Annotated in this window: 9 protein-coding genes; 6 read left to right on the top strand and 3 right to left on the bottom strand. The window is 68.1% G+C overall.

Annotated elements, in window-relative coordinates; translation table 11 throughout:
- Positions 1–109: 109 nt before the first annotated feature.
- The gene (recA, locus tag ACXAGF_RS10950) at positions 110–1,198 is read right to left on the bottom strand and encodes a recombinase RecA (protein ID WP_475016937.1); all 1,089 of its coding nucleotides are present in this window, start codon (positions 1,196–1,198) and stop codon (positions 110–112) included.
- A gap of 234 nt (positions 1,199–1,432) precedes the next feature.
- On the opposite strand from recA, the gene ACXAGF_RS10955 reads away from it, so the two are divergent.
- Positions 1,433–2,374 (top strand): carbohydrate kinase family protein, encoded by a 942-nt coding sequence (locus ACXAGF_RS10955; RefSeq protein WP_475016938.1) that lies wholly within the window; start codon positions 1,433–1,435, stop codon positions 2,372–2,374.
- Between the two features lie 49 nt (positions 2,375–2,423).
- A complete protein-coding gene (locus ACXAGF_RS10960; RefSeq protein ID WP_475016939.1) occupies positions 2,424–3,350 on the top strand; it encodes a pseudouridine-5'-phosphate glycosidase in 927 nt (308 codons plus the stop codon).
- Positions 3,351–3,437: 87 nt separating this feature from the next.
- Here ACXAGF_RS10960 and cckA read toward each other — a convergent pair whose 3' ends face one another.
- Entirely contained in the window at positions 3,438–6,038 is a 2,601-nt protein-coding gene (cckA, locus tag ACXAGF_RS10965; RefSeq protein ID WP_475016941.1) for a cell cycle histidine kinase CckA, read from the bottom strand.
- A gap of 272 nt (positions 6,039–6,310) precedes the next feature.
- Between cckA and ACXAGF_RS10970 the strand changes: the two genes are divergently transcribed.
- Complete coding sequence (locus tag ACXAGF_RS10970) at positions 6,311–7,279, top strand: flagellar biosynthetic protein FliO (protein WP_475016943.1); 969 nt, start codon at positions 6,311–6,313, stop codon at positions 7,277–7,279.
- Between the two features lie 147 nt (positions 7,280–7,426).
- Here the strand turns inward: ACXAGF_RS10970 and dksA are convergent, their stop codons facing one another.
- Positions 7,427–7,846, bottom strand: coding sequence for an RNA polymerase-binding protein DksA (gene dksA / locus ACXAGF_RS10975; protein ID WP_475016945.1), 420 nt, complete (start codon positions 7,844–7,846; stop codon positions 7,427–7,429).
- 385 nt (positions 7,847–8,231) lie between these two features.
- Between dksA and ACXAGF_RS10980 the strand changes: the two genes are divergently transcribed.
- The 3 genes from ACXAGF_RS10980 (at position 8,232) to ACXAGF_RS10990 (ending at position 11,370) form a co-directional block, all read left to right on the top strand.
- Positions 8,232–8,759, top strand: a complete 528-nt coding sequence (locus ACXAGF_RS10980; RefSeq protein ID WP_475016947.1) for a SixA phosphatase family protein — start codon at positions 8,232–8,234, stop codon at positions 8,757–8,759.
- 65 nt (positions 8,760–8,824) lie between these two features.
- Positions 8,825–10,303, top strand: a complete 1,479-nt coding sequence (locus ACXAGF_RS10985; protein WP_475016949.1) for a YcjX family GTP-binding protein — start codon at positions 8,825–8,827, stop codon at positions 10,301–10,303.
- The gene (locus ACXAGF_RS10990) at positions 10,300–11,370 is read left to right on the top strand and encodes a YcjF family protein (RefSeq protein WP_475016951.1); all 1,071 of its coding nucleotides are present in this window, start codon (positions 10,300–10,302) and stop codon (positions 11,368–11,370) included. Before ACXAGF_RS10985 ends, ACXAGF_RS10990 begins: the two co-directional genes overlap by 4 nt.
- Positions 11,371–11,435: the final 65 nt, after the last annotated feature.

Here is an 11,435-nt window from a genome sequence, read left to right on the forward strand (position 1 = left end):
CGGTCGCGATCAGCCGCCGCTGCCGGCCGACGACCGCATTCGGCCGCGCTGCAGGCGCGGGGCCGAAAGGCCCCGGCCGGACAAGGCGCGACCGCCGCCGCGCCGCCGGTCACATTTCGGCGAGGCTGTCGCCGTCGTCGTCCCCGGGGCGCCCTGAGTCGAGCAGCTTGTCGGCGATCAGGCCTGCGTTCTGCCGCAGCGCCATCTCGATCTCGCGGGCGGCGTCGGGGTTGTCGCGCAGGAACTGCTTGGCGTTCTCGCGGCCCTGGCCGAGCCGCTGGCTGTTGTAGGAGAACCAGGAGCCGGACTTCTCCACGATCCCCGCCTTGACGCCGAGGTCGATCAGCTCGCCGGTCTTCGACACGCCCTCACCATACATGATGTCGAACTCGACCTCCTTGAAGGGCGGCGCCATCTTGTTCTTGACGACCTTGATCTTCGTCTGGTTGCCGATCACCTCGTCGCGTTCCTTGACCGCGCCGATGCGGCGGATGTCGAGGCGCACGGAGGCATAGAACTTCAGCGCATTGCCGCCCGTCGTCGTTTCCGGCGAGCCGAACATGACGCCGATCTTCATGCGGATCTGGTTGATGAAGATGACCATGGTGTTCGAGCGCGAGATCGACGCCGTCAGCTTGCGCAGCGCCTGACTCATCAGCCGCGCCTGCAGGCCCGGCAGGCTGTCGCCCATCTCGCCCTCGATTTCGGCGCGCGGCGTCAGCGCCGCAACCGAGTCGATCACCAGCACGTCGATCGCGCCGGAGCGCACCAGCGAATCGGTGATCTCGAGCGCCTGCTCGCCATTGTCCGGCTGCGAGATCAGCAGGTTCTCGAGGTCGACGCCGAGCTTGCGGGCATAGACCGGATCGAGCGCGTGCTCGGCATCGACGAAGCCGCAGATACCGCCCTTCTTCTGTGCCTCGGCGATCGTCTGCAGCGCCAGCGTCGTCTTGCCCGAGCTCTCCGGACCGTAGATTTCGATGATGCGTCCCTTCGGCAGGCCACCGATCCCGAGCGCGATGTCGAGACCGAGCGAGCCGGTCGGGATGGTTTCGATCTCGACGACGCTGTCCTTCGAGCCGAGCTTCATGATCGAGCCCTTGCCGAACGACCTCTCGATCTGAGAAAGTGCCGCTTCGAGTGCCTTGCTTTTGTCCACCGATTTGTCCTCTACGAGCCGCAAAGAGTTTTGTGCCATTTGCTCCACCTTTAGGTTATTGGGGCCAGACAGGCAATGAAGCCGCCGATGGAAGCTATGTACACTTTTTGTTCTCATTTGGCAACAGAACACCATGCGGTTGATTAATTTCGATATTCCCGGCAGCGTTCCACGTTCGTTTCCGGACACTTGCACACTATTCTACCATTCCTTCGCCGGCCGGCGCGAGCCCTGTTCGGGCGCGAATCGCCGCGACCTTCAGGGAGGTGGCCGATGAACCGGATCCTTGTGCTCGGCGGCGCCCACGTCGATCGTCGCGGCCGCATCCACGGCGAGACCGCACCCGGCGCCAGCAACCCCGGCAGCTGGTTCGTCGAGGCAGGCGGCGGCGCCTTCAACGCCGCGCGCAACCTTTCGCGGCTCGGCCATGCGGTGCGGCTGATCGCCCCGCGCGGCGGCGACGGCGACGGCGAGATCGTCGCGGCGGCGGCTCTGGCCGCCGGCGTCGAGGACACGCCCTTTACCTTCCTCGACCGGGCGACGCCGAGCTACACGGCGATCATCGAGCGCGACGGCAATCTCGTCGTCGCGCTCGCCGACATGGAACTCTACCGGCTGTTCTCGCCCCGGCGTCTGCAGCAGCGCGCCGTGCGCGAGGCCCTTGCCCGCAGCGACGCGGTCCTCACCGACGCCAACCTGCCGGCCGAAACGGTGGCCGCCATCGCCGCCACCGCCGGGGAAAACGGCAAGCCGGTCTTCGGCATCGCCATCTCGCCCGCCAAGGTCGAACGGTTCCGCGAGGCGCTGCCCGCGCTGTCCTGTCTGTTCATGAACGAGGCGGAGGCCCGCGCACTGGCACGGGGGCGGCCGGACGACGCACGGGGCTGGCCGGCCCTCCTGCGCGCTGCCGGGCTTGACTCCGGCGTGGTCACGCGCGGCCGCGACGCCGCGATCGCCTTCGGCAAGGACGGGATCGCGATGCTGGCCCCGCCGCCGCTGGAAACCTTGGGGGACGTGACCGGCGCCGGCGACGCGCTCGCCTCCGGCTTCCTGTCGGCCCGGCTCGACGGCCGGCCGCTGGCCGTGGCGCTGCGCCAGGGCGTCGCAGCAGCGCTGCTGGCGGTGCGCTCGCCGCTTGCCGTCGCCGAAGAACTCGAACCGACGCTGCTCGCACGCGTGATGACCCTTGTCCCCGAGGCCGAAATGCTGTCATGAGACGCCAAGACGCCGGCCGCCGCCGCGACCAAGCTGACGAGGACCACAAATGACCCGACCCGCCTCCCCGCTCCTGCCGATCGCCTATTCCGACGAGGTCACCGCGGCCAAGGCGCGCGGCGCGCCGCTCGTGGCGCTGGAATCCACGATCATCACCCACGGCATGCCCTATCCCGGCAATCTGGAGATGGCGCGCAGCGTCGAGGGCATCATCCGCGAGGAAGGCGCCGTCCCGGCCACCATCGCCGTGATCGAGGGCGTTCTCCACATCGGTCTCGACGATGCCGAACTGGTCGCGCTGGCGCAGAAGCAGGGCGCCATGAAGCTGTCGCGCGCCGACCTGGCCTTTGCCATCGCCGAGCGCCGCACGGGCGCGACAACGGTCGCGGCGACGATGATCGCCGCCGCCCGCGCCGGCATCCGCGTCTTCGCCACCGGCGGCATCGGCGGGGTGCATCGCAGGGCCGAGGAGAGCTTCGACATCTCTGCCGACCTCGAGGAACTGTCGCGGACCGGCGTCGTCGTCGTCTGCGCCGGCGCCAAGGCGATCCTCGACATTCCGAAGACGCTGGAAGTGCTGGAGACGCGCGGCGTGCCGGTGGTCAGCTACGACAGCCCGGCCTTTCCCGCCTTCTGGTCGCGCGATTCCGGCCTGCCGAGCCCACTGATGCTGAACAGCCCGGCGGCGATCGCCAATTTCCAGGCGGTGCGCAACCAGCTCGGGATCGAGGGCGGCATGCTGGTGGCCAACCCCGTGCCGGTCGAGAACGAAATCCCGCGCCAGGAGATGGAGATCTACATCGAGCGGGCGCTGGACAACGCCGAGCGCGACGGGATCAGCGGCAAGGCCGTCACCCCCTACCTGCTCGACACGATCTTCCGCCTTACCGACGGCCGCAGCCTCGCCACCAACATCGCGCTGGTGGAGAACAATGCCCGGCTGGCGGCGGAAATTGCGGTGGCGATGGCCGTTTGACGGCCACCCCCCGATCCGGTCCGGCGCAGCGGCCCGCCGGTCGCTGCAACTCCCGTGACCAGGGCTGCGGCGGCGATGCGCCGCTCGTCAGCCGTCCAGCATTTCGCGCACGGCCTCGGCAAGCTGCTTGAGCGAGAACGGCTTCGGCAGGAAGCCGAACTTGGCATCGGCCGGCAGGTTGCGGGCGAAGGCATCCTCGGCATAGCCGGACACGAAGATGAACTTCAGGTCCGGGTGCTGCTTGCGCAGTTCGCGCAGCAATGTCGGCCCGTCCATTTCCGGCATCACCACGTCGGAGACGACGATGTCCACCGCGCCGTTCAGTTCCTCCATGATGTCGAGTGCCTCGACGCCGGAGCCGGCCTCGTGCACGGTGTAGCCGCGCGTTTCGAGCATGCGCTTGCCGCCCCGCCGCACCGCCTCCTCGTCCTCGACAAGCAGCACGACGGCGGAACCGCCGGTGAGATCGCGCGGCTCCTTTGCCGACGGCATGGGCGCCGCCGGGGCGGCAGCCTCCGGCACCGCCGCGCGGTCCGTCCCGACCGAAGCGATGCCGGCCTGGACCTCCTCGATGTGACGCGGCATGAAAATGCGGAAGGTCGTGCCCTTGCCGACCTCGGAATCGAGGAAGATGTAGCCGCCGCTCTGCTTGACGATGCCGTAGACCATGGACAGGCCGAGGCCGGTTCCCTTGCCGACCTCCTTCGTGGTGAAGAACGGCTCGAAGATCTTGTCGCGGATTTCGGGCGGGATGCCGGTGCCCTGGTCGATGACGTCGATCTCGACGTACTCGCCCTGCGGCAGCTCCCGATAGTTGTAGGCCGCCGCCTCGACGGCGCCGATGTTGCGGGTGCGGAAGGTGATGGTGCCGCCGTCCGGCATGGCGTCGCGCGCATTAACGGCGAGGTTGAGCAACACCTGCTCGAACTGTCCGAGATCCGTCTTCACCGGCCACAGGTCGCGGCCGTAGTCGGCCTCGATCTTGACCTTGGTGCCGGTCATGCGGTCGATCAGCATGCGCAGGTCGCCGATCACATCGGTCATCTGCAGCACCGAGGGCCGCATCGTCTGCTTGCGCGAAAACGCCAGAAGCTGGCGCACCAGCACGGCGGCGCGGTTGGCGTTGCGCTTGATCTCCATCAGGTCCGCGAAACTGGCGTCCGCCGGGCGCGCCGACAGAAGCAGGTGATCGGAGGACAGCAGGATGGCCGTCAGGACGTTGTTGAAGTCGTGCGCGATGCCGCCCGCGAGCGTGCCGACGGCGTTCATCTTCTGCGTCTGCGCCATCTGGGTCTCGAGCGCCTTCTGCTCGGTGATCTCGAGCGCATAGACGATGGCCGCCTCTTCCGGCGCCTGCTCGCTCTGGTCGATGACGGCATTCACATAGAAGCGGAAATGGCGTCCCTCCTCGCCCGGATGGATCGAATCGATCGGCGCGATGTCGCCCTGGCGGTCGCGCGCGGCCTCCAGCGCCGCCTCCAGCCGCAGCCGGTCGTTCTCGTGCACGATCGATTCCAGCCTCGCGCCCCGGTCGATGTCGTCGCGGGAGACAACGCCGGAGAACATCTTCAGGAATGGCGCATTCGTGCGCAGGATCCGCCCGCCGCCGTCGACGGACGCGATCGCCATCGGCGTGTTGTTGAAGAACCGGGTGAAGCGCATGGCGTCGTTGGACGAGTCGCTGGCGGCATCGCGGGCAAGTACGATGGTGCGGCTTTCGCCGGGCGCCCCGTCGCGCGTCGCACTGACCCGGTGCACGAGACGGACCGGCAGGCTCTGCCCGTTCGACTTGCGCAGGTCGAGGTCGAGCACCTCGGTCTTGTTGCCGCCCGGCTCGGCCTGCACCGACTGCACAAGCGCCAGCCCTTCGCCGGCCACGAGATCGCCGATCGACACCGAAGCGGGGCGGAACTTCGTCAGGTCGATGCCGAGCCAGTCGGCGAGCGTGGCGTTGAGATAGAAGACCTCGCCCCTGCGCCCGGCCGAGAAGAAGCCGGCCGGCGCATGATCGAGATAGTCGATGGCATTCTGCAATTCCTTGAAGAATCGCTCCTGCTCGTCCCGCTCCGCCGTGATGTCGGCGATCTGCCAGACGTAGAGTGGCGGCCCGCCCTTCTCCCGGTTGGGCAGCACGCGCGCCTTCAACCGGTACCAGCGCGCGCCGCTGGCGCTGCCGCCGCCCGGGTTCAAAGGCTTCAGCAGGCGAAACTCCTCGGCCCCCTCCGCCCCCTCGTGCAGGCCGTTCGTCAGCCGGTACACCGATTCGCTCGCTTCCCGGTCGCGCGAGAACAGGGTCTCGAGCGTCTGCACGTCGCTCTCGCGCGCCGCGCCGGTCAGCGCGCCATAGGCGGCGTTGGCATAGACGATCCGGCCCTTTCGGTCCGTGACGAGCGTGCCCTCCGGCTGCGTGTCGACGAAGATCTGCGCCAGTTCGTCCGGTCGCGACTGCGGCATGATCTCGATGAAGCCGATTATGGCGGAGACGAAGAAGAAGATGCCGACCATGGCCAGCACGCCGAGGATGCCGAGCACGATCTCGTTGTCGAGCTGCTTCTTGAAGACGATGAAGGCCCCGGCGGACGCCGTGAGCACGATCGCCAGCAGCACGATCCGCAGGATCACGCCCGGACGGCTGCCTCGCTCGACGATCGGCGCATGGTATTCGACCTCCTGCCGGATTTTAGACATCGCTCACTCTCTTGGCCGGAACTCCTGAAGGCCGCGCGGCGCGGAAGCCATTGCAAGAATCACTTTTAGCGCCTTGAGGGAAACCCAAAAAGCGAGCGAATGAAAGCGCCCGGCCCCAATTCACAGGGAATATCGCCCGTTCGGGGCCGCCCTGCCGCGGGCGATTGCGGAGACCACGCCGAGCCTCTACAGGACAGCCTGCCCGCGCTTCTTGTGCGAGCCCGAAAAAAGCCGTCAAATGAACGCAATGTGTCGCCAAGGAGTAGCCCTTCATGTTCGAGGACGTCATCGCCCAGTACGGCACGAAGTTCCTGATCGCCGCAGGCGCCGTTGTGCTTGGCCTGGCTTGCCTGGCGCTGGTGCTCTGGGTCGTCCGCCGACGCCCCTCCTCGCCCTTCATTCGCGGCGGCCGCAACCGCCAGCCACGGCTGTCCGTGCTCGATGCCGCCGCCGTCGACGCGCGTCGCCGGCTCGTTCTGGTGCGCCGCGACGACGTCGAGCATTTGCTGATGATCGGCGGCCCCACCGACATCGTCGTCGAAAGCCGGATCATCAGCAACTCGGCCATCGCCGCGCCGGAAGAGCGGGAGCCGTCTGCCGCCCGTGCGGTCACCGATCCCGCGCCGCCGCCGGCAGTGACGCCGGCAGCGCCCCCGCCGGTGGCACGCCCCGCCCCAGCCGCTCCCAGGCCGGTCGCGGCGCAGACGCAGCCAGAACCAGCTCCCGCCGTGCCCGCGGGCGGGGTATCGGCGATGGGCCGTGTCCTCTACGGCGGCGAGCCGGCCGCTGCGGTTGCCACCCAGTATGCTGCCCCGCCGCAGGCCGCGCCCGCCGCCACCGGTTCGTCCGCGCCGGCCCCGACCCCGGCCATGCAGCCGCCCGCCATGCCATCGCCGCCCCAGAGTTCCCAGAGCGCCATGGAGGCGCTGGACCGGGCCCGCCAGCGGGTGCTCACCAATCCCGTCGGCACGGGCAGCGACCGCATCGGACAGCGCGAGCCAGCCCCGATACCCGACGCGCCGGCGCCGCCGCGCACCACCGACCATGCCGCGCTCGTCAGCGAGTTCGAGAAAATCCTTGAGGCCGAGATCACCGCGGCGCCCGCGCGTCCGACGCCCGTCGCCGGTCGCGTCGAACCGGCCGTGCGTGACCCCCAGACGGCTCACCCCAAGAGCCGCGAGGAGACCGAAGCCGAAATGGCGCGGCTTCTCGGCGAACTGTCGGCGAACCGGAAATCCTGACCCGAACAGTAGCGGCACAACGAAATGGCCCGCCGCGATCACGCGGCGGGCCCTCAATTTGCGGCCCCTGCAGCAGGGTTTCCGTATCGAGTAGGCCGACCGGCGGCACCGCGACCTCCTCGCCGCGATCCCGCCTGTGTCCGACGCTCACTCGTCGCGATAGACCTTCTCGCGACGTTCGTGCCGTTCCTGCGCTTCGATCGACAGCGTTGCAATCGGGCGCGCATCGAGGCGCTTAAGCCCGATCGGCTCGCCGGTCTCCTCGCAATAGCCGTAGGTGCCTTCGTCCAGACGTTGCAGCGCCGCGTCGATCTTCGAGATCAGCTTGCGCTGCCGGTCACGGGCTCGAAGCTCGATCGCACGGTCGGTTTCCGAAGATGCCCGATCCGCCAGATCCGGATGGTTGGCACTTTCTTCGGCCAGGTGATCGAGGGTCTCGCGCGCTTCCCGCAGGATATCGTTTTTCCAGGCATTGAGCTTCGCGCGAAAGTAAGCCCGCTGGTTGGCACTCATGAATTCTTCGTCTTCATCCAAGACGAGGGTACTAAGATCGATCTTCTCACTCAACGCGATTCTCCTGAAGAACATCTCAAGGGCGCTGTATATCCCCGCGACTGGAGCGATTCAAGCCTGCCAGAACTTGGACACCGTTTTTTGAATCTGCCCAATTTCGAGACTAGACGGCTAATATTTCGCCAAGATTACAAACCTTTGGCAATACAGGCCGCGCCCGGCGCCATTCCCTGCACCGGTAACGTTTCAGCGAGTGCAACCCATCGCCCGTCACCGGGCTGCGACGGGCCTTCTGCCTGCCTTCCGGGCATTATGGTTAATAAACGCGTCGGCAGGCCATTCCGTTCCGCCGCAATCCACAAGCAAAAGCGGTTGATCTTTTCCCCGCGGAGGTGGAAAACGAGGGCTCGCGAAGCGTGGCGGCGAAAAGGACAGCGGTTTGGCAACTGTAACTTCCGGGGTGTTTCGTCTCTATCTCCTGCGGCATGCCCGAGCAGGCTGGGCGGCGCCCGGGGCGTCCGATTTCGACAGGGCTCTGGACGAGCAGGGCTATGCCGAAGCCGAAATTCTCGCCGAGGAGATGGCCGACCAGGGCTACCGCCCGCAGGTGGTGATCTCATCCACGGCGCTGCGCTGCCGGGAAACCGCCGCCCCGCTGAAGCGGACGCTGGGCGAGGATCTGCCGATCGAGTATGTCGACGCGCTCTATGGCGGCACGGTCGATGCCTATGCCGAGGTCGCCTTTGCCGAGCGCGCTGCGGCCGCGGTCATGATCGTCGGCCACAACCCGATGATCGAGGCGTTCTTCCGCGGCGTCGTCGGCCCGCCGATCGCCGACGCGGCCGCCCCCAACGGCTTTCCCACCGCCGCGCTCGCCACCATCGATTTCGACCGTCGGCCGCGCGACACCGACTTCGCGGGCGGCCGGCTCTCCTGCTTCATCACGCCGCGCTCCGGATTGCTGTAGGCGGCCGCAGCCTTTTGACGGGCGCCGTCCGCACCTATATCACCCAAGGAACAACGCCCCGGGGAATGCGATTGCCGACGCTCACCAACCTTGCCGACGATGCGCTGATCGCTCTCGACAACCTGACCGACAGGGCAGCCGGCCTCGTCAACCCGACGATCCGGCTCGGCGTCACCGGCCTCTCCCGCGCCGGCAAGACGGTGTTCATTTCCTCGCTCGTGCACAACCTTTTGAACGGAGGCCGGCTGCCGCTGTTCGAGCCGGCCCGTTCGGGCCGCATCTCCAGGATCCGGCTGGAGCCGCAGCCGGACGACGCGGTGCCGCGCTTCCAGTACGAGGATCATGTCCGCGCGCTTGTCGGCGAACGGCTGTGGCCGGACTCGACCCGCGCCATTTCCCAGCTGCGCATCAGCCTCGACTACGAGAGTGCCAGCGGCTGGGGGCGCCTGCTGTCGCCCGGCCGGCTTTCGGTCGATGTCGTCGATTACCCCGGTGAATGGCTGCTCGACCTTCCCTTGCTCGGCCAGGATTTCCGCGCTTTCAGCCAAACCACGGTTGGGCTTGCGCGGTCAGGCGTCCGTCGCCTGCTCGCCACCGAATGGCTCGGCGCGACCGCCCTGCTCGACCCGCGCGCGCCGGCCGACGAAGCGACTGCGCGGCGCCTCGCCGAGCTGTTCACGCAGTACCTGAAGGCCTGCAAGTCCGACGAGCGGTCGCTGTCCACCCTGCCGCCGGGGCGCTTCCTGATGCCTGGCGACCTGGAGGGTTCGCCCGCCCTGACCTTCGCCCCGCTGCCGGACCTGCCCGACGGCAGGGCGCCGAAGGACTCGCTCTGGGCGATGATGGAGCGGCGCTACGAGGCCTACAAGACGCATGTGGTCAAGCCGTTCTTCCGCGAGCACTTCGCCCGGCTCGATCGCCAGATCGTGCTGATCGACGCGCTACAGGCGGTCAACCGCGGCGCCGAGGCGGTGCAGGACCTGGAGCGCGCGCTCGGCGACGTCATGGCCTGCTTCCGTCCGGGCAAGACCGGCTTTCTGTCTTCCTTTCTCACCCGCCGCATCGACCGGGTCGTGGTCGCCGCGACCAAGGCGGATCACCTTCACCACGAGAGCCACCCGCACCTTGAGGCCCTGACCCGGCGGCTGGTCGAGCGCGCGATCAAGCGCATCGGGCTCAGCGGTGCGGGCGTCGAGGTCATGGCGCTTGCCTCCGTCCGCGCCACCCGGGAGGCGACGGTGCAGCAGGACGGCACGAGCCTGCCGGTCATCGTCGGCACCCCCATTGCCGGCGAGACGATCGACGGCGAAAGCTTCGACGGCGAACGCAAAACCGCGATATTTCCCGGGGACTTGCCGGAGAATCCGGATTCGTTGTTTCAGGCCGTTGAATCGAATTCGCAGGAGCCGCTCGCGCCGACGCTCAACTTTGTCCGGTTTCGGCCGCCACAGATGGAAACGTCGTCCGGCGAGTTGAAGCTCTCCATCCCGCACATCCGGCTCGACCGGGCGCTGCAATACCTGATCGGGGACCGGCTGGCATGAACGACAAGCAACGACGACGCCCTGCCGCGTTCCCGCTGCCCGACGCCCCGCCTGGGACGGACCGCCCGGCGCCGCCCGCGCCGCGCCCTCCCTCCCATCACGCCGGGGGCTACGTGCTGACGCCGGAACAGGACGATCCCTTCGCCCCCCCGGCCGGTGACATTGAAGCCCTGCCGCCGGTCGCAACCCGCCCGAGACGGCGCGTGTCGCTGGCCGGCGTTGCCGCCGCGGCGCTCGGCGTCCTCCTGTCGCTTGCGCTCGGCCTGTGGGTGGACGGCCTGATCCGCGCCCTGTTCGCCCGCAGCGACTGGCTCGGATACCTGGCCGCCGTGGCCGCCGCCATAGCCGTGCTGGCACTGCTGGCCGCCGTCGCGCGCGAACTGGCCGGCCTGCGGCGGCTGACCGTGGTGCAGGACATCAAGGAGGAGGCGGTCGAGGCCGCTGCCTCGCCGAGCCCGGCCGCCGCCCGCAAGGTCCTGGACCGGCTGTCGCAGCTTCTGGCGTCGCGACCGCAGACCGCCCGAGGTCGGGCCCGGCTCGCCGAGACCGAAGGCGAGATCATCGACGGCCCGCACCTTCTGGAACTGGCGGAGCGGGAGATGCTCGGGCCGCTCGATCGGGAGGCCCGCGCACTCATCCTTGGTGCGGCCAAGCGCGTCTCGATCGTCACAGCCGTATCGCCCCGCGCGCTCGTCGACCTCGGCTATGTGCTGTTCGAGAGCAGCCGGATGATCCGCGCCATGGCCGATCTCTACGGCGGCCGTCCCGGCACCCTCGGCCTGCTGCGGCTGATGCGCGACGTCGTCGCCCACCTCGCCGTCACCGGCTCCATCGCCGTCGGCGACAGCCTGGTGCAGCAGATCCTCGGACACGGCCTGGCCTCGAAGCTGTCGGCACGGCTCGGCGAAGGGGTCGTCAACGGCCTGATGACGGCGCGAATCGGCATCGCGGCGATGGACCTCTGCCGTCCGCTGCCGTTCCGGGCGCTGAAGCGCCCCGGCATCGGTGATTTTCTCGGCGACCTCGCCCCGGGCGGGCTGACCGCAAAAGGCGGCGAAGCGAAATAGCGCCGAACGCGTCTTCGACATGGCCACGCTCTGCCGGTCAAAACGTTGCGAATTCCCTCAGCGAA

The organism is Mycoplana sp. ABR4_002 (assembly GCF_056159645.1).

Coding starts and splice junctions, on each gene's coding strand:
- recA (WP_475016937.1), bottom strand. CDS start 1,198: ATGGCACAAAACTCTTTGCGGCTCGTAGAGGACAAATCGGTGGACAAA.
- ACXAGF_RS10955 (WP_475016938.1), top strand. CDS start 1,433: ATGAACCGGATCCTTGTGCTCGGCGGCGCCCACGTCGATCGTCGCGGC.
- ACXAGF_RS10960 (WP_475016939.1), top strand. CDS start 2,424: ATGACCCGACCCGCCTCCCCGCTCCTGCCGATCGCCTATTCCGACGAG.
- cckA (WP_475016941.1), bottom strand. CDS start 6,038: ATGTCTAAAATCCGGCAGGAGGTCGAATACCATGCGCCGATCGTCGAG.
- ACXAGF_RS10970 (WP_475016943.1), top strand. CDS start 6,311: ATGTTCGAGGACGTCATCGCCCAGTACGGCACGAAGTTCCTGATCGCC.
- ACXAGF_RS10985 (WP_475016949.1), top strand. CDS start 8,825: ATGCGATTGCCGACGCTCACCAACCTTGCCGACGATGCGCTGATCGCT.
- ACXAGF_RS10990 (WP_475016951.1), top strand. CDS start 10,300: ATGAACGACAAGCAACGACGACGCCCTGCCGCGTTCCCGCTGCCCGAC.